The sequence below is a fragment of the Streptomyces sp. NPDC051921 genome (assembly GCF_040680975.1).
In the GTDB taxonomy this organism is placed as follows: domain Bacteria; phylum Actinomycetota; class Actinomycetes; order Streptomycetales; family Streptomycetaceae; genus Streptomyces.
The window spans coordinates 491,734-516,110 of the sequence record NZ_JBFAXU010000001.1 but is presented as its reverse complement, the minus strand read 5'-3'; the positions used below and the strand labels follow the sequence as shown (position 1 = coordinate 516,110).

At 71.6% G+C, this 24,377-nt stretch carries 23 protein-coding genes; 9 read left to right on the top strand and 14 right to left on the bottom strand.

Going from position 1 to position 24,377, the window contains the following annotated elements; genetic code table 11:
* Window positions 1-3: 3 nt before the first annotated feature.
* From AB0M16_RS02515 to AB0M16_RS02490, 6 genes are all read right to left on the bottom strand, one after another.
* Entirely contained in the window at window positions 4-1,065 is a 1,062-nt protein-coding gene (locus tag AB0M16_RS02515) for a BMP family ABC transporter substrate-binding protein (protein WP_365337841.1), read from the bottom strand.
* A gap of 327 nt (window positions 1,066-1,392) precedes the next feature.
* Window positions 1,393-2,625, bottom strand: a complete 1,233-nt coding sequence (locus tag AB0M16_RS02510; RefSeq protein ID WP_365337839.1) for an amidohydrolase — start codon at window positions 2,623-2,625, stop codon at window positions 1,393-1,395.
* Window positions 2,626-2,741: 116 nt separating this feature from the next.
* The gene (locus AB0M16_RS02505; protein WP_365337837.1) at window positions 2,742-3,869 is read right to left on the bottom strand and encodes a hypothetical protein; all 1,128 of its coding nucleotides are present in this window, start codon (window positions 3,867-3,869) and stop codon (window positions 2,742-2,744) included.
* On the bottom strand, window positions 3,866-4,759 hold the full coding sequence (locus tag AB0M16_RS02500) for an N-acetylneuraminate synthase family protein (protein WP_365337835.1): 894 nt from the start codon (window positions 4,757-4,759) through the stop codon (window positions 3,866-3,868). The genes AB0M16_RS02505 and AB0M16_RS02500 overlap by 4 nt, the downstream gene beginning before the upstream one ends.
* A gap of 12 nt (window positions 4,760-4,771) precedes the next feature.
* Window positions 4,772-5,971, bottom strand: a complete 1,200-nt coding sequence (locus AB0M16_RS02495) for an acylneuraminate cytidylyltransferase (protein WP_365337833.1) — start codon at window positions 5,969-5,971, stop codon at window positions 4,772-4,774.
* Window positions 5,971-7,284: a DUF6716 putative glycosyltransferase gene (locus tag AB0M16_RS02490; RefSeq protein ID WP_365337831.1), complete on the bottom strand. Its 1,314-nt coding sequence runs from the start codon at window positions 7,282-7,284 to the stop codon at window positions 5,971-5,973. The genes AB0M16_RS02495 and AB0M16_RS02490 overlap by 1 nt, the downstream gene beginning before the upstream one ends.
* A gap of 199 nt (window positions 7,285-7,483) precedes the next feature.
* Between AB0M16_RS02490 and AB0M16_RS02485 the strand changes: the two genes are divergently transcribed.
* Window positions 7,484-8,530 (top strand): glycosyltransferase family 2 protein, encoded by a 1,047-nt coding sequence (locus tag AB0M16_RS02485; RefSeq protein WP_365337829.1) that lies wholly within the window; start codon window positions 7,484-7,486, stop codon window positions 8,528-8,530.
* Entirely contained in the window at window positions 8,527-9,837 is a 1,311-nt protein-coding gene (locus AB0M16_RS02480) for an alpha-2,8-polysialyltransferase family protein (protein WP_365337827.1), read from the top strand. The genes AB0M16_RS02485 and AB0M16_RS02480 overlap by 4 nt, the downstream gene beginning before the upstream one ends.
* Before the next feature lie 18 nt (window positions 9,838-9,855).
* On the opposite strand, the gene AB0M16_RS02475 is transcribed toward AB0M16_RS02480, so the two are convergent.
* From AB0M16_RS02475 to AB0M16_RS02465, 3 genes are all read right to left on the bottom strand, one after another.
* A complete protein-coding gene (locus AB0M16_RS02475) occupies window positions 9,856-10,677 on the bottom strand; it encodes a MerR family transcriptional regulator (RefSeq protein WP_365337825.1) in 822 nt (273 codons plus the stop codon).
* Between the two features lie 45 nt (window positions 10,678-10,722).
* Window positions 10,723-11,385, bottom strand: a complete 663-nt coding sequence (gene leuE, locus AB0M16_RS02470) for a leucine efflux protein LeuE (protein ID WP_365337823.1) — start codon at window positions 11,383-11,385, stop codon at window positions 10,723-10,725.
* A 104-nt stretch (window positions 11,386-11,489) separates the two neighbouring features.
* Complete coding sequence (locus AB0M16_RS02465; RefSeq protein WP_365337821.1) at window positions 11,490-13,079, bottom strand: methylmalonyl-CoA mutase family protein; 1,590 nt, start codon at window positions 13,077-13,079, stop codon at window positions 11,490-11,492.
* 196 nt (window positions 13,080-13,275) lie between these two features.
* Here AB0M16_RS02465 and AB0M16_RS02460 point away from each other — a divergent pair, with 196 nt between their 5' ends.
* Window positions 13,276-14,133, top strand: a complete 858-nt coding sequence (locus tag AB0M16_RS02460; RefSeq protein WP_365337819.1) for a L,D-transpeptidase family protein — start codon at window positions 13,276-13,278, stop codon at window positions 14,131-14,133.
* A gap of 186 nt (window positions 14,134-14,319) precedes the next feature.
* Here the strand turns inward: AB0M16_RS02460 and AB0M16_RS02455 are convergent, their stop codons facing one another.
* Together AB0M16_RS02455 and AB0M16_RS02450 are read right to left on the bottom strand one after the other, a co-directional pair.
* Complete coding sequence (locus tag AB0M16_RS02455; protein WP_365337817.1) at window positions 14,320-15,336, bottom strand: hypothetical protein; 1,017 nt, start codon at window positions 15,334-15,336, stop codon at window positions 14,320-14,322.
* A complete protein-coding gene (locus tag AB0M16_RS02450; RefSeq protein WP_365337970.1) occupies window positions 15,336-16,004 on the bottom strand; it encodes an RNA polymerase sigma factor in 669 nt (222 codons plus the stop codon). Before AB0M16_RS02450 ends, AB0M16_RS02455 begins: the two co-directional genes overlap by 1 nt.
* A 411-nt stretch (window positions 16,005-16,415) precedes the next feature.
* On the opposite strand from AB0M16_RS02450, the gene AB0M16_RS02445 reads away from it, so the two are divergent.
* Complete coding sequence (locus AB0M16_RS02445; RefSeq protein WP_365337815.1) at window positions 16,416-17,168, top strand: Clp protease N-terminal domain-containing protein; 753 nt, start codon at window positions 16,416-16,418, stop codon at window positions 17,166-17,168.
* Between the two features lie 78 nt (window positions 17,169-17,246).
* Here the strand turns inward: AB0M16_RS02445 and AB0M16_RS02440 are convergent, their stop codons facing one another.
* The 3 genes from AB0M16_RS02440 to AB0M16_RS02430 all read right to left on the bottom strand — a co-directional run bounded on the left by AB0M16_RS02440 (window position 17,247) and on the right by AB0M16_RS02430 (window position 19,985).
* Complete coding sequence (locus tag AB0M16_RS02440; protein WP_365337813.1) at window positions 17,247-17,777, bottom strand: hypothetical protein; 531 nt, start codon at window positions 17,775-17,777, stop codon at window positions 17,247-17,249.
* A gap of 65 nt (window positions 17,778-17,842) precedes the next feature.
* Window positions 17,843-18,340, bottom strand: coding sequence for a hypothetical protein (locus AB0M16_RS02435; RefSeq protein WP_365337811.1), 498 nt, complete (start codon window positions 18,338-18,340; stop codon window positions 17,843-17,845).
* A 67-nt stretch (window positions 18,341-18,407) separates the two neighbouring features.
* Window positions 18,408-19,985: a glycoside hydrolase family 20 protein gene (locus AB0M16_RS02430; protein ID WP_365337809.1), complete on the bottom strand. Its 1,578-nt coding sequence runs from the start codon at window positions 19,983-19,985 to the stop codon at window positions 18,408-18,410.
* Window positions 19,986-20,355: 370 nt separating this feature from the next.
* Between AB0M16_RS02430 and AB0M16_RS02425 the strand changes: the two genes are divergently transcribed.
* From AB0M16_RS02425 to AB0M16_RS02405, 5 genes are all read left to right on the top strand, one after another.
* Complete coding sequence (locus AB0M16_RS02425) at window positions 20,356-20,766, top strand: 2-oxo-4-hydroxy-4-carboxy-5-ureidoimidazoline decarboxylase (protein ID WP_365337968.1); 411 nt, start codon at window positions 20,356-20,358, stop codon at window positions 20,764-20,766.
* A 192-nt stretch (window positions 20,767-20,958) separates the two neighbouring features.
* Window positions 20,959-21,339: a succinate dehydrogenase, cytochrome b556 subunit gene (sdhC, locus tag AB0M16_RS02420; protein WP_123954581.1), complete on the top strand. Its 381-nt coding sequence runs from the start codon at window positions 20,959-20,961 to the stop codon at window positions 21,337-21,339.
* An 8-nt stretch (window positions 21,340-21,347) separates the two neighbouring features.
* Window positions 21,348-21,824 carry a succinate dehydrogenase hydrophobic membrane anchor subunit gene (locus tag AB0M16_RS02415; protein ID WP_365337807.1) on the top strand — a complete coding sequence of 159 codons (477 nt, stop codon included), beginning with the start codon at window positions 21,348-21,350 and terminating at the stop codon, window positions 21,822-21,824.
* Between the two features lie 24 nt (window positions 21,825-21,848).
* Entirely contained in the window at window positions 21,849-23,603 is a 1,755-nt protein-coding gene (gene sdhA / locus AB0M16_RS02410) for a succinate dehydrogenase flavoprotein subunit (RefSeq protein ID WP_365337805.1), read from the top strand.
* The gene (locus AB0M16_RS02405) at window positions 23,603-24,361 is read left to right on the top strand and encodes a succinate dehydrogenase iron-sulfur subunit (protein ID WP_365337803.1); all 759 of its coding nucleotides are present in this window, start codon (window positions 23,603-23,605) and stop codon (window positions 24,359-24,361) included. Before sdhA ends, AB0M16_RS02405 begins: the two co-directional genes overlap by 1 nt.
* Window positions 24,362-24,377 lie beyond the last annotated feature (16 nt).

The window sequence follows — 24,377 nt, the reverse complement described above, 5'->3', positions numbered from 1 at the left end:
CCGTTACGGCGCGGTCTTGACCGTGATCTTGCCGTCGATGATGGCCTTCTTCGCCTGCTCGACAGCGGCGGTCACGTCGGTCATCTTGGTGTACGCCGGGTTGGAGTCGGCCAGGCCGACGCCGTCCGTGGCGAGGCCGTAGCGGATCTCACCGCTCTGCGGCTTGCCGTCCTTGACCGACTTGATCAGGTTGTAGACGGAGTCCGACACGTCCTTGGTGACCGAGGTCAGGATGTGGTCCTTGTAGGCGGCCAGACCCTTCTGGTTGTACTGGTCCGAGTCCACACCGATGGCCCACTTGCCGGCCTTGGCGGTGGCCTCGATCGCGCCGGAGCCGGCGAGACCGGCGGCCGCGTAGATCACGTCGGCGCCCTTGTCGAGCTGGCCCTGCGCGGCGGCCTTGCCGAGGTCCGGCTTCGAGAAGCCGTCGAAGTTCGGCGGCTGGGTCAGGTACTGGGTGAGCACCTCGACCTTCGGGTTGGTGTCCTTGACGCCCTGGGTGAAGCCCGCCTCGAACTTCTTGATCAGCGGAACCTCGACACCGCCGATGAAGCCGACCTTGTTGGACTTGGTGGCCTTGGCGGCGGCGACACCGGCCAGGTAGGAGCCCTGCTCCTCGTTGAAGACCAGGTTGGCGATGTTCTTGCCGGTCTTCGACGTGTCGTCGATCAGGCCGAAGGTGGTCTTCGGGTAGGCCTTGGCGACCTTCTCGATGGCCGGGGCGTAGGCGAAGCCGACACCGATGACCGGGTTGTTGCCGGCGCGGGCCAGCGCGGTGAGGCGCTGCACCTTGTCGGCGTCGCCCTCACCCGCGGACGGCTCGGCCTCGGCGCCCTTGACGCCGAGGTCGTCCTCGGCCTTCTTCAGGCCCTCGTAGGCGGCGTCGTTGAAGGACTGGTCGCCGCGACCGCCGATGTCGTAGGCGATGGCGGCCTTGGTGGCACCGGCGCTGGAGCTGCTGGAGCTCGAACCGGAGTCCGTCGACGACTTGCCGCACGCGGTGGCGGACAGCGCGAGCGCCGCGGAGGCGATGCCCACGGTGGTGATCCTGGTGATCCGGCGCAAGAGGAGGGTCCCTTCAAGACTGACCGAAAGCGCCTCTTCCGGCGCTGGTTTCGCGGCGATCGTAACGCGCGTAGATGTCAGTTAAAGACCCGTTCATGAGTCGTTATCGGATCGACGCGAACCGGCCAACAGGCAACCCGTGGCGTCCGGCCCGATACGGCCCGTCATACACGCTGGTGCGGGCCTACGGGCCGGGCCCCGAATCGACACGCCGAGGGCTGGGGCCGGACGGATGAACGCAGTCCGGCCACCCTATAAGTCGTACTTAAAGTCCGGATTTCGGCAGTTGCTCCAACACGGGATCGGCGCGTCGGACCACGAACCGGATCAGACCTTCGGCGCGCCGTCGATGAGCGCCGCCGCCGTGAAGAGCTCCACGGCCACCCCGATGGACCGCTCGTCCACATCGAAGTCGCCCGCGTGCAGGTCGCGGACGCGGGTGTCGCCGGGGGCGCGGACGCCGAGCCGGGCCATGGCGCCGGGCACGTGCTCCAGGTACCAGGAGAAGTCCTCGCCACCGAGGGACTGCTCGGTGTCCTCGATCGCGTACGGTCCGCGCCGGGCGGACATCGCGTCGCGGAGCAGCTCCACGATGACCGGGTCGTTGACGACCGGCGGCACGCCGCGGACGTACTCGACGGTCGACTTGGCCCGGTGGAGGGTGGCGACCTCGTCGATCGCCGCGTGCACCAGGTCGGGGGCGTCGCGCCAGGCGGGCAGGTCGAGGCAGCGGACGGTGCCGGAGAGCTCGGCGTGCTGCGGGATGACGTTCGGCGCGTGGCCGGCCTCGATGCGGCCCCAGGTGACGGACAGGCCGGAGCGGGCGTCCACCCGGCGGGCCAGGACCGCGGGGACGTCGACGGCGACCCGGGCGGCGGCCGTGACCAGGTCCGTGGTCAGGTGCGGGCGGGCGGTGTGGCCGCCGGGGCCGTCGAGGGTGATCTCCAGGCGGTCGCAGGCGGAGGTGATGGGCCCGACCCGCAGGCCGATCTTGCCGGCGTCGACCCTCGGGTCGCAGTGCACGGCGATGATCCGCCCGACGCCGTCCAGGACGCCCGCGGCGATGGCGTCGGCGGCGCCGCCCGGCAGCACCTCCTCGGCGGGCTGGAACACCAGCCGTACGGCCGCGGGCAGCCTGCCCTGGCGGTCCAGCTCGGCGAGCACGAGCCCGGCGCCCAGAACGGCCGTCGTGTGGACGTCGTGGCCGCAGGCGTGGGCGCGGTTCGGCTCGGTGGACCGGTAGGAGACCGTCTTGACGTCCGGGATGGGCAGCGCGTCCAGGTCGGCGCGGATCGCCAGCATCGGCCGGCCGCGGTCCCACGTCCCGATGTCACAGATGAGCCCGGTGCCCCCAGGAAGCACCTGCGGGCGCAGCCCGGCGGCCTCCAGGCGGGTCTTGAGCGCGGCGGTGGTACGGAACTCCTGGTTGCCGAGCTCGGGATGCATGTGCAAGTCCCTGCGGAACGCGATCAGTTCGGCACGCAGGGGTTCGGACAGCGTTCCGGGCAGCGCTGCGGGCGCCGCCCCGGGGCCGGGCTCACGGGACTTCAACTGGTTCACCTTTTGAAGGGTAGGCCCCCGGAGAGATCAACTGCCCGTTGATCACGAAAAGTTCAGCCCGTTAGGGGAAAGAAACCTCGTTCCTCGGGCGTGACGGTCACCCTCTGTGGGTACGCTTACCCGAATTCGAGTCTTTCGGTACGGGTCGCGGTGCCGGCGACACCCGCCAGGAAGCCCTGGGCGCGCGGTGAGGCGTTCTCGCGGAGCCACTCGGGGGCGATCTCGCACACGGCGACCTTCACCCCGGTGCCGACGAGGGCCAGGGGCAGGGTGTGCACGACCGTGGAGGGGAAGCTGACGATCGTGCGGCCGATGGGGCCGCGGCGGGCGATCAGCTCCAGCGGGAGGTCGGGACGGACCACCTCCAGGCCGGTCTCGACGGCGATGCGGTGCAGTTTGTCGGTGCTCTCGCGGCGGTGGGCGAAGTAACGGGTGGCGCCGTGGGTGCGGGCCAGGACGGTGACGGCCCGCAGGTACTCGTCGGGGTCGACGACCCCGGTCTCCACCAGGGAGGTGCCGACCAGGTCGGAGCCGCGGGTGAGCCGGGGCGGGCCGAAGCGGGACCGGGTCCAGGCGAAGTCGTTGACCGTGACGGTCGTGCCCGGCGGCGGCTCGACGGGCAGCGAGGTGAAGATCTCCACGGTGCGGCGGCGGCCCGGCGCGAGCTTGCGGCGGGCGAGCGAGGTCACCGGAGCGAGCACCAGCTCGCGCGGGCCCCCGCTGCCCCGCCGGTGCCAGCGCACCAGGCGCTCGCCGCGCGCGAGTTGGGCGGCGAACTCCATGGTGGCGGTGCCGTCGTCGACGACGGTGACCCGGTGGGGGCCGAAGAGGCCGAGCAGCAGCTGGACGTAGCGGGAGAAGGGGTCTCCGACGATGACGCGTTCGGCGGCGCGCAGCGGCCCCGCGAGCTCCCTGAGCGTCTTCGCCACGGCCCCCTTGCCCTGCCGCGCGTCCTGCCACTTCACGGTGACCCCCTCGTCCCTGGCCAGCTGCGCCATCCGGCGCAGCTGGCCGCGGGACATGGGGTCGGTCGGCGAGAGCACGACCACGGTGAGGCCGGCGGGTGCAGGCGAGGGATCCGCCGGCGGGGTCGGAGCGGGGCCCGCCGTGCTGCGACGCCGGTCCGGCTGGGGCGGGACCGCGCCGAGGCGGGGCGGTTCGTCCCGGAGGGCCGCGGCGTGGGCCCATTCCAGGACGTTCAGGAGCTGGACCGGACTCTCGACGAACGCCAGCCGGCCGGTCATGCGGCGACGAGTCCCGGGACCCGGCGGAGCTTCTTCATCGGGCCGAGCTCGGACTCGTAGACCTTCTTGACGCCGTCGCCGAGGGCGGTCTCGATCGTGCGGATGTCACGGACCAGGCGCTGCAGGCCCTGCGGCTCGACGGAGGCGGCCTGGTCGGAGCCCCACATGGCGCGGTCGAGGGTGATGTGGCGCTCGACGAACGCGGCGCCGAGGGCGACGGCGGCGAGGGTGGTCTGCAGGCCGGTCTCGTGGCCGGAGTAGCCGATCGGGACGTTCGGGTACTCCTCCTGCAGCGTCTGGATGACGCGCAGGTTCAGCTCCTCGGCCTTGGCCGGGTAGGTGGAGGTGGCGTGGCAGAGCAGGATGTTGTCGCTGCCCAGGACCTCGACCGCGTGGCGGATCTGCTTCGAGGTGGACATGCCGGTGGACAGGATCACCGTGCGGCCGGTGGCGCGCAGCTCGCGCAGCAGCTCGTCGTCGGTGAGGGAGGCGGAGGCCACCTTGTGCGCGGGGACGTCGAACTTCTCCAGGAAGGCGACGGCCTCGGTGTCCCACGGGGAGGCGAACCACTCGATGCCGCGCTTCCTGCAGTGCTCGTCGATGGCGCGGTACTCGTCCTCGCCGAACTCGACGCGGTGGCGGTAGTCGATGTACGTCATCCGGCCCCAGGGGGTGTCGCGCTCGATGTCCCACTGGTCGCGCGGGGTGCAGATCTCGGGGGTGCGCTTCTGGAACTTGACGGCGTCACAGCCCGCCTCGGCGGCCACGTCGATGAGCGCGAAGGCGTTGTTCAGGTCACCGTTGTGGTTGATGCCGATCTCACCCGTGATGTAGACGGGCTGACCCGGGCCGGCGGTCTTGCTGCCGAGGGTGCGAAGGCGGTTGGTCATGATGGTGGTTCCTTATGCGTCGGGGGTGTGGGGCTCGGGGATGTGGAGCTCGGGTCCGAGGAGCCAGGCGGCGATCTCGCGGATCGCTCCGGAGCCGCCGGGGGTGTGGGTGACCGCGCGGGCGGCGGCCCGTACGGAGTCGTGGGCGCTGCCCACCGCGACGGGCCAGCCGACGAGGTGGAAGCAGGGCAGGTCGTTGACGTCGTTGCCGGCGTAGAGCACCCGTTGCGGGTCGACTCCCTGCTCGTCGCACCACTGCTTGAGGGCCAGGTCCTTGCGGTCCACGCCGTGCAGCACGGGGATGCGCAGCTTGCGGGCGCGGGCGGCGACGACCGGGTTCGCCTCGGTGGAGAGGATGAGCAGCGGGACGCCGGCCTTGCGCAGGGCGGCGATGCCGAGGCCGTCGCCGCGGTGCACGGAGACGAACTCGCGTCCGTCGGCGTCGATGTGGACGCGGTCGTCGGTCTGCGTGCCGTCGAAGTCGAGGACCACGGCGTCGACGTCGGCGAGCGCCGGGGTGGCGGCCTCGTCGAGCAGCGGCGCGAGGGCGCGGGCGCGGGCCAGGTCGTGCGGGTCGTCGATCTCCAGCACGCGGGCCGGGTCCGTGACGACGAGCGCGGTGCGGCCGAAGAAGCGGTGCCGGTGGGTGCGGAAGCCCCCGGCGTCCATCGCGTAGACGGCACCGGTCTCCAGGTACTCGGCCTCGCGGTCCTGGCGGCGCGGCCGGTGGGCCTTGTCGTGGTTGACCCCGGTGGCGCCCTCGGCCGTGTCCTTCCACAGGAAGCCGTGGCTGGGGGCGGCGGTGAAGGCGGTGTCGGCCCCGCCCGAGACGATCCTCGCGGCGGTCTCGTCGACCTCGTCCGCGGTGAGGAAGGGGCTGGTGCACTGGACGAGGAGGACCACGTCGGCGGCGCGCCCGTGGGTGGCCTCGAAGGCGTCCATCGCGTGCAGGACGGCCGACTCGCTGGTGGCGGTGTCCCCGGAGAGTTCGGCGGGACGCCGGACCGCCTCCGCGCCGAAGGCGCGGGCGGCCGCGGCGATGCCGGAGTCGTCGGTGGAGACGACGACGTCGGTGACGTGCGGGGCCGCGAGGCAGGCACGGACGGCGCGGCCGACCAGCGGGACGCCGGCCACGGCGGCGACGTTCTTGGCGGGGACGCCCTTGGAGCCGCCCCGCGCGGGGATCACGGCGAGCACGGTCGGGGTGGGCATCACAGTTCTCCCAGGCGGCGGATGACGGGGGCGACGCGCTGCACGCCGTGGCGGTAGGCGCCGCGCGCGGCCTCGCGGACGACCCGGCGCACCCCGCTCTCGCGGGGCTCGGGCGCGGTGACGTCGAGGCGGTGGCGGGCGAGGATGCCGGGCAGGTAGCCGCCGGCGGTCTCGGACGTGTAGTACGGGGCGACCGGCGGCAGCGCGGGGCCGTCGAGGAGCTCGGCGACCCGCTCGCGGGCGGCGTCGAAGGCCTTCTCGTACGGGATCGCGCCGGGCAGTCCCGCGGCTCCCACGCCCTGGCGGGACAGCCAGTCCTCGTCCGGCTTCGGTACGGCGCCGTTGTCGAGCCGGTCGAAGGAGGTGAGGAGGCCGGAACCGATGAAGTGGTGGTTGCCGAGCGCCTCGCGGACCCCCAGGTCGGTGAGGACCGCGGTCGGGATCCGCCGGTGCAGGGCTTCGAGGGCGGCCGTGGAGGAGACGGTGACCAGCAGGTCGGTGCGGTCCAGCACCTCGCCCATGTGCCCGTACACGAGGCGGAAGTTGGGCGGCACCGGCAGGTCGCGCACCAGCTTCTGGTACGGGAACTCCTCCAGGTGCGTGGTGTGCTCGCCGGGCCGGGAGCGCAGCTTGAGGAGCACCTCGCGCTGCGGGTGGCGCCGGGCGTGCTCGACCAGCCGGCGCAGCACGTAGGCGCGTTCGGCCTTGGTGACGGGCACGGAGGGCTGGGCGGCGAGGACGAGGGTGTCGCGGCCGGGCTCGGGGGTGTACGGGGCGCCGCCCAGGAAGGGCAGCGCGGCCTCGACGACGGCGTCCGGGTCGGCGCCGACGCCCTCGTACACGGCGCGGAAACGGTCGGCGTCGTGACGGGAGTTGGCGAGCACGACGTCGGCGCCGTGGCGCAGCAGGAGCCCGTCGGCGAGCTTCTCGTAGACGACGCCGACGTAGCCGGTGACGATCACCGGGCGGCGCTGCAGGGAGAGTTCGGCGAGACCGTGGAGCATGGCGCGGACGGTGCCGCCGACCAGGGCGAGGACGATGACGTCGTAGCCCTCGCCGCGCGCCGCCGCGTCCCGGACCTCGCGCAGGAACTCCGTCCCCGTCACCTCGCGCGGGGCGGTGTCGGACACCGCGGTCTCGGCGAGCTGGCGGGTGGTGGGGGTGGCGCGGCCGCGCAGCACGAATCCCTGGGGATCTTCGTTCTCGGCGCTTTCCGCGGTGATTCTGCGTGCGGTGAGCACGCCCCATTTCCACCGGGTGTCGGAGTCGGCGAGGACGGCGACGCGCGCCGCTCGTTCGGTACGTGATGGCACGTCGAGGACGCTAGAAGGGAAGGGGGATTCGCGGCCCAACTGGGCCACAACAAATGGTTAACAGCACCATGACGCATTGCGGGAAACGGACAGGAAGGGGGGCTGATGCGGGGTGGTTAAGAGGCCCGCCGCTTCGTGTTCACCGGGCATCCCCTTGTCGGTCAGGACTAATGCCGGGGCGGCGCCTAGCGTCGGCCGCGTGGTCAAGCTCTCCGTCGTCGTGCCGTTCTACAACGTGCAGACATACGCCCCCGACACCCTCAGAAGCCTGCGTGCGAACGCCCGCGAGGACTTCGAGTTCCTGCTGGTCGACGACTGTTCGACGGACGGGACTCCGGAGCTCCTGGCACGGGCCGAGCGCGAGATCCCGGGGGCGAGGCTGGTCCGGCACCCGCGCAACGAGGGGCTGGCAACCGCCCGCAACACCGGCCTGGACGCGGCCCGCGGCCGCTACCTGGCCTTCCTCGACGGGGACGACTGGCTCTCCCCCGGTTTCTACGCGGGCCTGGTCGCGACCATGGACGAGCTGGACTGCGACTTCCTGCGCACCGACCACGTCCGGGTGACCGGCCGGAACCGGTCGGTGCGGCGGGCGCCGGTCGGGCGCCGGCACGAGCTGCTGCGGCCGCGGGACGCGATCCTGCCGGCCGACCGGACGACCTCGGTGGACTACCCGTACGCCTGGGCCGGGATGTACCACCGACGGCTGCTCGACCGGGGCCTGCTGCACTTCCCGCACGGGCTGCGGACGGCCGAGGACCGGCCGTGGATCTGGCGGCTGCACCGGGAGGCGGAATCCTTCGCGGTCACCAGTGATCTCGGAATCTTCTACCGGCGCGGTGTCGCCAACTCGCTGACCCAGGTCGGGGACGTGCGGCAGCTCGATTTCATTCGGGCTTTCGATCAGGTGATCGAGGATACGAAGAAAGATGCGGATGCGGACCGGCTGTTGCCCAAGGCCGTGCGGACCTATTGCGCAGTGATTTCCCACCACATCGGAAACATGGCCAAATTCGAACCGGGAGTGGGACGGAAATTGCGGGCCATGAGCGCGGGGGCGCTGCGGCGGATGCCGCAGGACGTCCTCGCGGAGGCGCTGACGGCGATGGGCGCGGACCGCGCGGCCCCGCTGCGCCGGCTCAAGCGCCGCCGTCCGGCCCCGGCTCCGACCGCCCCGGCCCCGGACGCTTCTGCCCCGGCGCAGGCCGCTCCGGCCCCGGCCTCCTCGGAGGTGACGGCGGCATGAACGGCGGCACCACGCAGATCTTCTACGCCTCCACCCTCTACGGGGCGGCCACCCTGGCCGCCGCGATCGACAGCGGCTGCTTCCGTCCGGCCGGCCGGCGCGTGCTGCTCGTCTCGACGAACGCGGCCGTGCCCGAGACGACCACCGCGCTGGACCGGATGCCCGGCTTCGAGCGGCTGCGCGGCCGCTTCGACGAGGTGCTGAACTGGAACGAGACGATCGAGCCGCTCCACCCGGGCGGCTGGACGCCCCGCCCGGACGACCTGCCGCTGCTCCAGCGGCATCTGCGGCGGCTCTGGGCACTCGGCACCGACCGGGTCGAACTCGTCGTGGAGTCCCTCCAGGTGGCACCCGCCCTCACGATCGCCCAGCTCTTCCCGGACGCGCCGATCGACGTGTACGCGGACGGGCTGATGAGCTACGGCCCCACCCGCAACAAGATCGACCCGCTGGTCGGCGAGCGGGTGCGCCGACTGCTCCACCTGGACCTGGTGCCGGGACTCGCGCCGCTACTGCTGGCCGAGTTCGGGGCGGTCCCCGAGACCGTGCCGACGGCGGCCTTCACCAAGGTCGTGGAAGAGCTCTCGGGCCCCGCGGCCACCGAGGAGGGCCCCGCCCTGCTGCTCGGCCAGTACCTGGCGGCGCTCTCCCTCCTCACCCCCGAGGAGGAGGGGGAACTGCACCTGCGCATGGTCCGCGGCGCGGTCGCCCGCGGTCACCGCCGCCTCGTCTTCAAGCCGCACCCGACGGCCCCCGACGCCTGGTCGAAGGCGCTCGTACGGGAGGCGGAGGCGCTCGGCGCCGAGCTGACCGTCCTGGACCGGCCGGTGCTCGCCGAGGTGCTCTACCGCGAGCTGCGGCCCGCGCTCGTGGTGGGCTGCTTCTCCACCGCGCTGTTCACCGCGAGCGCCTTCTACGGCATCGAGGCCGCCCGGGTCGGCACCCGGTCCCTGCTCACCCGGCTCTCGCCGTACCAGAACAGCAACCGGGTGCCCGTGGTCCTCGTGGACGCGCTGGTCCCCGACCTGGAGGGGTCCGGCCGGGAACCGATGGGCCTGCCCCAGCTGGAGAGCCTGGTCACCGCGGTCGGCTTCGCGATGCAGCCGAAGGTCCGACCGGACCTGCGGGAGGCGGCCGTACGGCATCTGTCCGGCCCTCTCGCCGCACCCACGCGGCACCACTTCACCCGCCGCCGGCTCACCTCGCTCGGCCTTCCCGGCGGCCTGCCGGTCCCCCGGCACCCGGGCCTGCGCCGCCTGGCCCGCCGCGCGCTGAGGCTGAAGCGGCGGGCGCTGGGCGGCAGATGACCGCGGGGGCTGCTCCCGTCAGGCGCGGGTGACGGGCTCCTGGATCTCGGTCACCCAGCCGGCCGGGTCCTCGGGGCACTCCAGGTACAGCTCGCGGGCGTATCCGGTGGACCGGTAGCCGTTGGTGTCGATCCAGCCGGCCAGGGTCTGCGCGGTCGGGAGGATGTCGTCCATGGAGCCCCGGTGGACGATGGTGGCGGCCTCCTCGATGCCGGGCAGGACGTGCACCAGGACGCCCTCCGCCTCCGTCCCCTCGGGGACGGTCATGCCCGCGTGCACGAGGACCGAGCCGTCACCCCTGCCCGCGTCCTCGTAGTACGCGATCCCCGGCCCGAAGCCGCTGACGCCGGCGGCCTCCAGCCGGCCGCACAGCTCGTCGTACAGCGGGCCGATGACCGGGCTGATGTCCTTCGGGCCGAAACTGCCGGCCGTTCCGCTCAGCTCGGCGATCCGCACGGCGGGGACCTTCTTGACGACGACGTCCTGCGTGGACATGCGTCCCTCGCTCTCGATGGCTCGGAGCCGCGCGCCGACCTGGGCGAGCCGGGCCCGCGCCTCCCCCAGGGCCGTCTCCAGCTCGGCCTGGCGCAGGCGCAACATCCCGCGGAGCTCGTCGGCGCCGATCGCGTCGCCGAGGATCGTCCCCACCTGTTCGAGGGTGAAGCCGAGGTCCTTGAGCGCGATGACGCGGTTGAGCCGGGCGAGCTGGTCCGCGGAGTAGAAGCGGTAGCCGCTGTGCGGGTCGACGTGGGCCGGGCGCAGCAGTCCGATGGCGTCGTAATGACGCAGCATGCGGACCGACACCCGCCCGTGCCGGGCGAAGTCTCCGATGGTGAACATGACGCCCCCTACGGAACGGCCTCACACGGTGTGAGGGTCAACCGGTCAGGCGGCGCTGCTGAGCGAGAGCTTCACGGCGAAGCCGAGGAAGAGCGCGCCGGCGGCCGAGGTCGCGCCCGCGGAGAGGCGCTTGCGGCGCCGGAAGGCGGCGGCGAGGCGCGTGCCGCCGAATATGAGGGTCGTCAGGTAGAGGAAGCTGCCGAGCTGCAGCAGGGTGCCGAGGACCAGGAAGGACAGCGCCGGGTAGGCGTAGGACGGGTCCACGAACTGCACGAAGAAGGAGATCAGGAAGAGGATCGCCTTGGGGTTGAACAGGCTGATGATCAGCGCCCTGCGGTAGGGGCGCTCCACCGGCCCGGTCCCCTCGGCGGCGTCGTCCGCCTCGTCGGCCAGGGACGCGCCGCGGGAGCGCCACATCGCCAGGGCGGCGCGCAGCATCCCGTACGCCATCCAGGCCAGATAGCCCGCGCCCGCGTACTTCACGATCATGAAGAGCAGCGGCGTGGTCTGCAGCAGCGAGGCCGCGCCGAGTGCGGCGAGGGTCATCAGGACCGTGTCGCCGGTGAACACCCCGGCGGCGGCCTTGTATCCGGTGCGTGTGCCCTTGCGGGCGGCGACGGACAGCACGTACAGCGAGTTCGGCCCCGGGAGCAGGATGATGAGGACGAGGCCCGCGAGATAGGTCGGCAGATCGGTGACACCCAGCATGAAGCGGAGTGTCGCACGGGGGTGCGACACTCCGCTCGGGTGTTTCGCATCGCGGAAGATCAGCCGCCGGCCCCGAGGCCCGTACGGCGGCGTCGGGCGGTGTGTCAGAACGCGTCGGTGGGGACGTAGGTGCCCCAGACCTCGCGCAGGGCGTTGCAGACCTCGCCGACGGTGGCGCGGGCCTTGAGAGCCGCCTTCATCGGGTAGAGGACGTTGACCGTGCCCGCTGCGCTCCCCGCAGCCTCCTTCAGCTCGGCCAGGGCGGCGTCCACGGCCGCCCGGTCGCGCTCGGCGCGCAGCTTGGCGAGCCGGTCGGCCTGCTGGGCCTCGATGGCCGGGTCGACGCGCAGCGGCTCGTAGGGCTCCTCGACGTCGATCGTGTAGCGGTTGACGCCGACGACGACCCGCTCGCCGGAGTCGGTCTGCTGCGCGATCCGGTACGCGGAGCGCTCGATCTCGTTCTTCTGGAAGCCGCGCTCGATCGCGCTGACCGCGCCGCCCAGGTCCTCGACCTTCGTCATCAGTTCCCGGGCCGCGGCCTCGACGTCGTCGGTCATCTTCTCCACGACGTAGGAGCCGGCGAAGGGGTCGACGGTGGTGGTGACGTCGGTCTCGTAGGCGAGCACCTGCTGGGTGCGCAGGGCCAGGCGGGCGGACTTGTCCGTCGGCAGCGCGATCGCCTCGTCGAAGGAGTTGGTGTGCAGCGACTGGGTGCCGCCGAGGACCGCGGCGAGGCCCTGGACGGCGACGCGGACCAGGTTGACCTCGGGCTGCTGCGCGGTGAGCTGCACGCCGGCGGTCTGGGTGTGGAAGCGGAGCATCAGCGACTTGGGGTTCTTCGCGCCGAACTCCTCCTTCATCACCCGCGCCCAGATCCGGCGCGCGGCGCGGAACTTGGCGACCTCCTCCAGGATGGTCGTGCGGGCCACGAAGAAGAAGGAGAGGCGTGGCGCGAAGTCGTCCACGTCCATGCCCGCGGCGACGGCGGTCCGGACGTACTCGATGCCGTCGGCCAGGGTGAACGCGATCTCCTGCGCGGGCGAGGCGCCTGCCTCGGCCATGTGGTAGCCGGAGATCGAGATCGTGTTCCACTTCGGGATCTCGGCCTTGCAGTACTTGAAGATGTCGGCGATCAGGCGCAGCGAGGGCTTGGGCGGGAAGATGTACGTGCCGCGGGCGATGTACTCCTTCAGCACGTCGTTCTGGATCGTGCCGGTGAGCTGGTCCGCGGGGACGCCCTGCTCCTCGCCGACGAGCTGGTAGAGCAGGAGCAGCAGGGCGGCGGGGGCGTTGATGGTCATCGACGTGGACACCTTGTCCAGCGGGATGCCGTCGAAGAGGACCCGCATGTCGTCGAGGGAGTCGATGGCGACGCCGACCTTGCCGACCTCTCCGTGCGCGATCGGCGCGTCGGAGTCGTGGCCCATCTGGGTCGGCAGGTCGAAGGCGACCGACAGGCCCATGGTGCCGTTGTCGATCAGCTGCTTGTAGCGGGCGTTGGACTCCACGGCGGTGCCGAAACCGGCGTACTGGCGCATGGTCCACGGCCGGCCGGTGTACATCGACGGGTAGACACCGCGCGTGAAGGGGTAGCCGCCCGGCTCGCCCAGCTTCTCCGCCGGATCCCAGCCCTCCAGGGACTCCGGCCCGTAGACCGGCTCGATGGGCAGTCCGGACTCCGACTCGCGCGCCATGTGTGCCTCCCGTGAAGACCTGCTACTGAGCGGTACCGACCCTCGCGACGGACTGTAGTGGCGCCCGTACGACGTGGAGGAGTGCAGCACGCTGGGACCTTCCTCACAGGATGCACGTCTCTTTTCGGTCACATGCGCAACCTCCCGGGTGCGGGAAGCATCCCTTGTGTAGACACGTCGTTCCCGGGGGGCTGAGATGAAGCGTTCGTCCGTCATACGCAGGGCTGTTCTGGTCGCCACGGCCGTGGCCCTGGCCGCCGGCTGTACGGCCCAGGCCAGTGACACCGGGAAGGGCACGGTCAGCCCGGCACCCACCACGGCGGCACCGACGGCGAGCGCCACGGGCGACGACAAGCCGTCCTCGCCCGCCACGCCGTCCACCGGGACGCCCTCGGCCTCGGCCACCACCGAGCCGCCGAAGACCAAGGTGATCATGGACGACGGCGACGAGACCGCGCAGGTGCGCGAGCTCCAGGCGCGGCTGCGGCAGGTCGGCTACTTCGATCGGGCGCCCACCGGCTTCTTCGGGACGATGACCGCGGGCGCGGTGAAGGCCTTCCAGAAGAAGCGTGAGCTGCCGCAGACGGGCACGGTCGACGAGACCACCTGGCAGAAGCTGATCGGCATGACGCGCGAGCCGACCGCCGACGAGCTGCGTCCGGCCACCACCAACAAGCTGGACGCGCCCGACCCGCGCTGCCTGACCGGTCGCGTGCTGTGCATCAGCAAGGAGAGCCGCACGCTGGCCTGGATGATCGACGGCAAGGTCGTGTCGTCGTTCGACGTGCGTTTCGGCTCGGAGAACACGCCGACCCGCGAGGGCGAGTTCAAGGTCGAGTGGAAGGCCCGCGACTGGACGTCGACGATCTACCACACGCCGATGCCGTACGCGATGTTCTTCAGCCGGGGCCAGGCCGTGCACTACTCGGCGGACTTCGCGGCCCGCGGCTACAACGGGGCCTCGCACGGCTGCGTCAACGTGCGGGACAAGGGGAAGCTCGCGGTGCTGTTCGACCAGGTGAAGGTGGGCGACAAGGTCGTCGTGCACTGGTAGCCGCGGGGTCGAGGGCGGCTGAGGAGGAAGGGGCGCGGGTGGGACCGGGGGAACGTGTCCCACCCGCGCCGGTGCGCCGAGCCGAAGGTACGGGGGGAACCCCGGCTCCGTGCGCTCGCCGATGACCAGTCGGCTCATTCAGTACAGCGTCGGCGGGTCGAAAAGTGTCACACCCGCCTTTCGGCGCTATGAACGGGAGCGGTCGGAGCCGTGCTTCCCGGGCCCGTGCGAGCCCGCTTGCCGGTCCTTGGCCGCGTGCCCGCGGCCCTTGTCGCGGCCGTGGTCCTGTTCGCCTCGATCGCTCTTGTCGTCGCCGTCGGCGCCGCCCGTGTCGGAACCGCTGCCGGAGCCGCCGTTCCCGGAGCCGCCGCTGCCCGAGGGCGTGCGCCCGGCGGAGGGCTTGGTGGTGGCGGTGGCCGGCACACCGGAGAGGATCCGGTCGCAGTAGCGCTTCACGGTCTCACCGCTCCTGAGCGCACTCGTGATCCGCTCCCGGCCGCTGTCGGGGAGCCTGCCCGCGCGGAAGTCCTGACAGGCCTTGATCACCTTGTCGCGGTACTGGTCGCCTTCGTTCACCGCCCCGCCCGGGTTCGTGCCGGGGGTGGCGGTGGCGTCGCCGCCCGGCCCCGCCGTGGCGGTGGTCGGGCCGTCGGTGGCGCCGGGAGCGGCGGTCCGATCGTCGGGACCGGTGGGGACGCCGGGCACCTCGGTGCCGGTGCCGCCGGTCGGCGAGCCGGAGACGTTCGGGCCGGTGGTGTCGGCGGCCGTGACCGAGCGCCCGGGCGCCGGTTCGCCGGTCAGCGGGAGCATTCCCGTACCGGCGGCGACGGCCACTCCGCCGACCGTGACGGCGGCGAACGCGGCGGCGAGGCCGTAGCGCAGGGAGCGTCCCCAGCCGCGGCCGGGCAGGACGCGGGCGATGCGGACGGCGCCGAGGTCGGTCGTGGCACGACCGGCGGATCCGGGTACGACGGCCTCCGCCGCGCGCTCGGCGACGACCTTGCGGAAGGCGGCGAGGGCGGCGGCCTCGCCGGGAAGTTCGCCCGCCCGTTCGAGGGCGACCGGCGTCCGGGCAGCGTCGAGCGCCCGCGCGAGGATCTCGGCCTGCGCGCGGGACACGTCGTCGACGGAGTCGACCGGCTCGCCGCGCAGCAGCCGCTCCGCGGCCTCCTGGTCGAGCCACTGGTACCGCTCGTCGGCCATCACATGTCCTTCTGCGTCCGCGCGCGCGATTGCGTCACACCGCCGGGAGTCGTGACCCCCGGCCGTCGGCCACGCTGCGGAGGGACACCGTCCAGTGGGGTGGCGTCCCCGTCGGGTCCGGGCGCGCCGAGGAGTTCGGCGAGCTTCTTGAGGCCGCGGTGGGCGGCGGTACGGACCGCGCCGGGCCGCTTGCCGAGGGTGTCGGCCGCGCTCTTGGCGTCGAGGCCGACGACGACCCGCAGGACGACGGCCTCGGCCTGGTCCTGCGGCAGTTGTGCGATGAGGTGCATGGTGCGGCCGGTGGCCAGGGCTTCCAGTGCCTCGTCCGCGGTGTCGGAGTCGGCGGGCTTGTCGGTGAGTTCGGTCTCGTCGCCGCCGACGGCAGGGCGTCGGCCGCGCATCCGGAGGTGATCGAGGGCGCGGTTGCGGGCGATCCGGGCCGCCCAGCCGCGGAAGCGGTCGGCGTCACCGCTGAAGCGGTCGAGGTCGCGGGCGATCTGCAGCCAGCTCTCGGAGGCGACGTCCTCGGCGTCCGCCTCGCCGACGAGGGTCCGTATGTAGCCGAGGAGCCGGGGATGCACCGCCCGGTACACGGCACGGAAGGCGTCCTCGTCGCCGTCCTGCGCGGCGAGCACTGCGGCCGTCAGCTCCGCCTCGTCCCCCAGCACTCCCCACACCTGTTCGTCGTCGCGCTCATCGCGGCTGGTCGTCACCGCCACGCCGCCCGGGCGCAGCAGAACGCTACGTCCTTTTCGGGCGCCACGTCCACGCGGGTCCCGTTCTTTGTACAACTCGCAACTTCGTACCGCGTCAGCAGGGGCGGAGCGGGGTGTGACAGAAAACGCACGCACGGCGCTGTTAGGAGTACGGGGCCGTGCTGCGGCTCCGCGGACGACGACCGGGGCCTCTCCTGTGGGGGGTGGCGGCCCCGGTCGTCTTCCTTTTCGGGCGCCTCCCCAGAGGCGCCCGTTTGCTTTTGCCCCTTCACCCCCGATCCGCCCACGACCGCCGTCGACTCCCCAACACCAACTGTCAACCACTCGTTGACATGCCTCCACTGTCAACCTAGGGTTGCACCTATGACGAATCCCCTCGGCATGACCAACCCCGTGCGTCTCGACGACCTGATCGACGCGATCAAGAAGTCCCACCCGGACGCCCTCGACCAGCTCTCCGGAGCGGTCATCGCGGCGGACCACCTCGGCGAGGTCGCCGACCACCTCATCGGCCACTTCGTGGACCAGGCCAGGCGGGCCGGCGCCTCCTGGACCGACATCGGCAAGAGCATGGGCGTCACCCGGCAGGCCGCCCAGAAGCGCTTCGTCCCCAAGGACGACAAGGAGGTGGACGCGGCGAAGATGGACCCGAACGCCGGCTTCAGCCGCTTCACGCCGCGGGCCCGGAACGTGGTGATGGCTGCGCAGAACGAGGCCTCCGCGGCCCGTAACGACAAGACGGTCCCGGCGCACCTGACGCTCGGCCTGCTCGCCGAGCCCGACGGGCTCGCCGGGCGCTGGATCGTCGGCCAGGGCGTCGCCCTGGAGCGGATCCGTGAGACGGTCACCGCGACACTGCCGCCGGCGGTCGAGGAGGTGCCCGCGCTCATCCCGTACGACGCGGACGCCAAGAAGGTCCTGGAGCTCACGTTCCGCGAGGCCCTGCGCCTCGGGCACAACTTCGTGGGCACCGAGCACATCCTGCTCGCCCTCATGGAGTTCGAGGACGGCAAGGGCCCGCTCGCGGGGCTCGGCCTCGACAAGGCGCGGGCCGAGCGGGAGATCGCCGAGGCGATCGCCTCGCTGCACATCGAGGAGCCGCGGCCGGAGGCCTGACCCGAGGTCCCGTACGAAGCGCGGGGGTGGCCGGCGCCGGCCACCCCCGCGCTTCGCCGGCTCGGGCCGCGTGGGAGCTCAGGCGGTCCGTGCCCGGCGCGAGACGACCGCGCGCAGCACCCGTCCGCCCTCGATGGACAGCTCGCGGGCCCGGCGCAGACCGGTCGGCCCGTGCGCGGCCGCTTCCAGCACGGCCTGCTGGCGGCGGAGTTCGCCGGCGTGCAGCGGGCCGGCCTCGGTCGCGTCGTACAGGCGGTGCACGGTGAGCGCGATCGTGGAGCACTGCCCGGACCAGTCCCGCAGCGGCCCCTCGGCCCACTCGGCGGGAACGCCGTCGAGCATCGTGCGCACCATCGTGACGACTCCGCCGGCGTCCGCGTCCTCGCCGCCCGCGCCGTCCAGCTCGACCCGCGCCTTGCCGACGGCCTCGGCCCACGCCCCGCCGTCCCCGCGCGCCACCGCGGCCCACACGGGCCGCAACACCTCGGCGCGCTCGGGCGCGAGCAGCGGCAGACACCGGTCCAGGCACGCCAGCCCGGCGGCCGCGAGGCCCCGTGCGTCCGCTCCGTCGATCAGTTCCTGCAGGCTCGTGCTCGTCTCGGACGTCATGGACGCCTCCTCGCCAACGATGCGGACGCCATACTTCCACTACTGCGCCGCCCGACGCTTTTTCGTCACTGCGCGGCCGGAATCATGCCAGTGGTGTTCGTGCCCTGCATAGGGGTCAGACGGCGTACGTAAAGGATCCCGAGGAGAGCGACGACGGCGTTCAGGGCGTCGGCGGCGCCCAGCCACGTCGAGCCCGTGACGAACGCGGGCACGGTGGTGGCGGAGGCGTACCGCCAGGTCCCGACGGCCAGCGCGAGCGCGGCGAGGGCGAGGGCGGCCCACCAGACGCGCCCGGTCCAGCCGGCCTCCACCCCCTTGTCCCGGCCCCGGAACCAGAGCACGAAGAGCGCCGCGGTCGCCGGGAGCACCACGCACTGGGCGGTGCCGGCCATCATCAGGTCCAGGTCGCCGAAGCCCGCCGGGTCGGGGTGGTCCGCGAGCGGGCCGAGGAACAGGCCGCGCACGTCGAAGGCCGCCCACGCGGCCAGGACGTCGGCGGCCGCGGCGGCGAGGAGCAGGGGAGCGACGGCGTACGACCGGCCGTTCGGGTTCGTTCTGGGCATGACCGGAACCTACGAGCCGCCGGAAGGCCGCCGCCACGGCGAAATCACTCAGTCCGGGGTGAGTACGTCAGCGCACCCGCCCCGCGAGCGCCGTGAACGCCTCCCAGCTCAGGACCGGCTTCCGCGCGTCCCACAGCTTCTGGGCCGTCGCCGTCAGGGGCATGCGGATGCCGTTCGCCACCTGGGTCTGGGTCTGCGCGTTCGGGAAGTCGCCCCAGACGGCGAAACTGCCGCCGAGGATCTGGGAGTCGTAGCGCGCGGGGACGGGGGTGCTGCCGCGCAGGACGAGCGGGGTCCACTCCGCGTAGATGCGGCGGCCGGTCGGGTAGGTGAACTTGTTCGGCTGGCCGAGGACGTAGTAGAGGTACTCGTCGTTGTAGTTGAGGAGCTTCCGCCCCGCGCTCAGGTACGAGACGGGCTGGCGGGCGCCGATCTCCTTGCCGGTCCAGTACGCGACCTGCAGGTCCTTGGCCGCGCTCACCACGCCGCCGGTGGAGAAGCCGTCGTTCCAGGCGCGCAGGGCCCTGCCGCTCGGCCGGACGACCGCCGCGCGGTCGTCGAGCCAGCCGGTCGCGAGGTCCTGCACGCGGCCGGACGCGCCGTACTTCGCGGTCGCGGCGCGGGCGAGCTGCGGGTAGGCCGCCTCGGGGTTCTTCGACATCAGGGCCACGTACTCGTCGCCGCCCAGGTGCCAGTCGGCGCCCGGGAACAGTCCCTGGTACTCGCGGAGCAGCTCGTCGACGATCTTCGCCGAGGCGGGCTCGGAGATGTCGACCGCGCCCCGCGGGGTGCGCCCGCTCGCGCTGACCAGCTGGAGCTCGGGGTGGGCGGCGATGACCGCGCCCAGGTGTCCCGGCGAGTCGATCTCCGGGACGACCGCGATGTGCAGGCTCGCGGCGAGGGCCACGATCCGCCGCACCTCGGCCTTGCTGAGGTGCTTCGCGGAAACCACCTCGGGGTGGCTGTCCGAGGCGATGCGGAAGCCCTGGTCGTCGGAGAAGTGCAGGCCGAGCTCGTTGAGCTTGAGGTCGGCCATCTCGCGCAGCCGGCCCTCGATCCAGCCGGCGGTGAAGTACTTGCGGGCGATGTCGACCATCAGTCCGCGCCGCGGCTTCGCGGGCGCGTCGGTGACCACGCCCTCGGGCATCGCGCCGGTGGACCTGACGGACTGCTTGAGCGTACGGGTGCCGTAGAAGACGCCCGCCTGGTCAGGTCCGGTGATCCGGACCCCGCCGTCGCGGACGGTCAGGGTGTACGACTCCGGGGCGCCCTGCCCGTCGAGGGCCAGGCTGACGTCCCCCGGGCGGGCGGCCGCGGTGCCCCGGTACGGGACGCGCAGCTCGCCCGCGATCAGCCGGGCCTCGTCGGCGAGCGCGGCCTCGTCCTTCGCCGGCACGACGACGCCGGCGTCCGGGCCGGGCTTCCAGCCGGGGCCGCGGGCCGCCTCGTGGGCGCGGACGGCGGGGATCACCCGGGGCGCGGCGGAGAGGGGGTAGGTCCTCGTGGGCGTCGGGCTCGGTGGCGGCGCCGCCGAGGTGGGCACCGCGGTCGAGGCGGTGGCGCCCGTGCCGGAGGCGGCGGGCGGCCCCGGGGAGGATCCGTTCGAGCAGGCCGCCACGGTGACCAGTGCCACCGCGGCCGCCATCAGTGCGGGGCCCCTACGGGGCCCCCGTATGGAGTACCGCATCACTCGGAATCCTCCCTCAACGCGCGAATCACGGCATCCCGGGGGTTTCCGGTCCTTCCGTCCACCCCTTCGACGAAACCCACTCGTCCAGGTGAAATTCGCGCATCCGTCGGACACTTCCCCCTTCCCGCCGATAGCGTGGCGTCACATCCACCCCATCGGTCTCCCCTCTCCGCCACCGCTCCCGGAGCCTCCGCTGACCAGCGACACGCATGCCGCCCCCTGTCGGCCCCCGGTCTCCCCCGCCATACCTGCCCAGCAGGGCGCCGGACGGCACCTCAGCGGGCTCGTGCGTTTCAACGCGGCCTCCCCCGAGCTCGCCGAGGGGCTGCTGCTCGACTGCTGCGGAAGCCGCCGCTGGGCCGAACGGGTGGCCGCGCACCGGCCGTACCCGACCCTCGACGCGCTGCTCGCCGCCGCCGACGAGGCCGGCTACGACCTGTCCGGGCCCGATCTGGACGAGGCGCTGTCCTACGAGACCTCGACCCTGCCCCACCCGGACGCGCCGCCGGCCGCCCGCACCGCGCTGCGCGCCGCCCTCGCGGCGTACGAGAGCAGCTTCGGGCACGCCTTCGTGATCAGCCTGGACGGCGTCCCGGCCGGCGAGCGGCTGGACCAGGTCCTGGCGGGCATCCGGTCACGTCTCGGCAACGAAAGGGAGGAGGAACGGGTCGTGGCCGCCGACGAGCTCCGCCGGCTCGCCCGTTCGCGGCTCACCCGTTCGATCGCCACGTGGTGAGTTCGCCCGGTATACGGCGATTCGGGGCCTAACGATAGCCCGTCCGTGCCTGTTTGATCACACCGATGGACCCCGCGCGAGCGAACCGACAAGTCGTCGCTACGATGACCGGGGCCGGTGGACCGTACCCGGCCGGGTCTGACCGACAGAGAAGCCGGCCGGCCCTGATCCCCGCTCCCGGAGGGTTTTTCCGTGCCGGCTGGAACGCTGTACCGCGGCCGGGAAGGAATGTGGTCCTGGGTGGCTCACCGAGTCACCGGCGTCCTCATCTTCTTCTTCCTGTTCGTACACGTGCTGGACACCGCTCTCGTCCGCGTCTCCCCCGAGGCGTACGACGATGTCGTGGCGACGTACAAGACGCCGATCGTCGCACTCCTCGAGTACGGCCTCGTCGCCGCCATCCTCTTCCACGCGCTGAACGGTCTCCGTGTCATCGCCGTGGACTTCTGGTCCAAGGGCCCGCGCTACCAGAAGCAGATGCTCTGGACCGTCGTGGGCATCTGGGTCGTGCTGATGGCGGGCTCGCTGTACCCCGTCCTCGGCCACGCCGCACGTGAACTGTTCGGGAGCTGACGCCAGACATGTCCGCTGACACCACTTCCGCCATCGGTCCCGTCGAGGGCGCGGCCCCGTACGGCGTGGACAACCCGGCCCCGTACATCGAGGCCCCCCGCAAGCGCACCGGCAAGACCCCGCGGGCGACCCGGGGCAACTTCGAGATGGCCGCGTGGCTCTTCATGCGCCTCTCGGGTGTCGTCCTCGTCGTCCTGGTCCTCGGCCACCTGCTGATCCAGCTCTTCCTGGACGGCGGCGTCTCCAAGATCGGCTTCGCCTTCGTGGCCGGCCGCTGGGCGTCCCCGTTCTGGCAGGTCTGGGACCTGCTGATGCTGTGGCTCGCGATGCTGCACGGCGCCAACGGCCTCCGCACGGTCATCAACGACTACGCGGAGCGTGCCAACACGCGCCTGTGGCTCAAGGGCCTGCTGTACACCGCCACGGTGTTCACCATCCTTCTGGGCACGCTGGTGATCTTCACCTTCGACCCGAACATCCGCTAGGCACGGGGCTGAGGTAACCACGTCATGAAGTTCCACAAGTACGACACCGTCATCGTCGGCGCCGGCGGCGCCGGCATGCGCGCCGCCATCGAGGCGACGAAGCGCAGCCGCACCGCCGTGCTGACGAAGCTCTACCCCACCCGCTCCCACACGGGCGCCGCGCAGGGCGGCATGGCCGCCGCGCTGGCCAACGTGGAGGAGGACAACTGGGAGTGGCACACCTTCGACACGGTCAAGGGCGGTGACTACCTGGTCGACCAGGACGCCGCCGAGATCCTGGCGAAGGAGGCCATCGACGCCGTCCTCGACCTGGAGAAGATGGGTCTGCCGTTCAACCGGACCCCGAACGGCACCATCGACCAGCGCCGCTTCGGCGGTCACTCGCGCAACCACGGCGAGGCCCCGGTCCGCCGGTCCTGCTACGCCGCGGACCGCACCGGCCACATGATCCTCCAGACGCTGTACCAGAACTGCGTCAAGGAGGGCGTGGAGTTCTTCAACGAGTTCTACGTCCTGGACCAGCTGATCACCGAGGTCGACGGGGTCAAGCACTCCGCCGGTGTGGTCGCCTACGAGCTGGCCACCGGCGAGATCCACGTCTTCCAGGCGAAGGCCGTGATCTACGCGTCCGGCGGCACCGGCAAGTTCTTCAAGGTGACCTCCAACGCCCACACCCTGACCGGTGACGGCCAGGCCGCGTGCTACCGCCGCGGTCTGCCGCTGGAGGACATGGAGTTCTTCCAGTTCCACCCGACGGGCATCTGGCGCATGGGCATCCTGCTGACGGAGGGCGCCCGTGGTGAGGGCGGCATCCTCCGCAACAAGGACGGCGAGCGCTTCATGGAGAAGTACGCGCCGGTCATGAAGGACCTCGCGTCCCGTGACGTCGTCTCCCGCTCCATCTACACGGAGATCCGTGAGGGCCGCGGCTGCGGTCCCGAGGGCGACCACGTCTACCTGGACCTGACGCACCTCCCGCCGGAGCAGCTCGACGCCAAGCTCCCGGACATCACCGAGTTCGCGCGTACGTACCTCGGCATCGAGCCCTACACGGACCCGATCCCGATCCAGCCCACCGCGCACTACGCCATGGGCGGCATCCCGACCAACGTCGAGGGTGAGGTCCTGTCGGACAACACCACCGTCGTCCCGGGTCTGTACGCGGCCGGCGAGGTCGCCTGTGTCTCCGTGCACGGCGCCAACCGTCTCGGCACCAACTCGCTGCTCGACATCAACGTCTTCGGCAAGCGCTCCGGCATCGCCGCCGCGGAGTACTCGGCCAAGGCCGACTTCGTCGAGCTCCCGGAGAACCCGGAGTCCATGGTCGTCACGCAGATCGAGAACCTGCGCAACTCCACGGGCAACGAGCGGGTCGCCGACCTGCGCCGCGAGCTCCAGGAGACGATGGACGCCAACGTGATGGTGTTCCGTACGGAGCAGACCATCAAGACGGCCGTCGAGAAGATCGCCGAGCTGCGCGAGCGCTACAAGAACGTGTCCATCCAGGACAAGGGCAAGCGCTTCAACACCGACCTCCTGGAGGCCATCGAGCTGGGCAACCTGCTTGAGCTGGCCGAGGTCATGGCCGTCTCGGCCCTGGCGCGCAAGGAGTCCCGCGGCGGTCACTACCGCGAGGACTACCCGAACCGCGACGACGTCAACTTCATGCGCCACACCATGGCGTACCGCGAGGTCGGCGAGGACGGCTCCGAGACCGTCCGTCTCGACTACAAGCCGGTCGTCCAGACCCGCTACCAGCCGATGGAGCGTAAGTACTGATGGCTACCCCCGTACTGGACAAGGTCGAGGCGGAGTCCGCCGCCTCCCCGTACATCACGGTCACCGTCCGGATCCGCCGCTACAACCCCGAGGTCTCGGACGCGGCGGTCTGGGAGGACTTCCAGATCGAGATCGACCCGAAGGAGCGCGTGCTCGACGCCCTTCACAAGATCAAGTGGGATCTGGACGGCACGCTGACCTTCCGCCGCTCGTGCGCGCACGGCATCTGCGGCTCGGACGCGATGCGGATCAACGGCAAGAACAGGCTCGCCTGCAAGACGCTGATCAAGGACATCAACCCCGAGAAGCCGATCACCGTCGAGGCCATCAAGGGCCTCACGGTGATGAAGGACCTCGTGGTCGACATGGAGCCCTTCTTCCAGGCGTACCGGGACGTCATGCCGTTCCTGGTCACCAAGGGCAACGAGCCGACCCGCGAGCGCCTGCAGTCCGCCGAGGACCGCGAGCGCTTCGACGACACCACCAAGTGCATCCTGTGCGCCGCGTGCACGTCGTCCTGCCCGGTCTTCTGGAACGACGGCCAGTACTTCGGTCCGGCCGCGATCGTCAACGCGCACCGCTTCATCTTCGACTCGCGTGACGAGGCGGGCGAGCAGCGCCTGGAGATCCTGAACGACAAGGACGGCGTGTGGCGTTGCCGCACGACGTTCAACTGCACGGACGCCTGCCCGCGTGGCATCGAGGTCACGAAGGCGATCCAGGAAGTGAAGCGCGCGCTGATCACGCGTCGCTTCTAGCCTTCACGAACGCGCG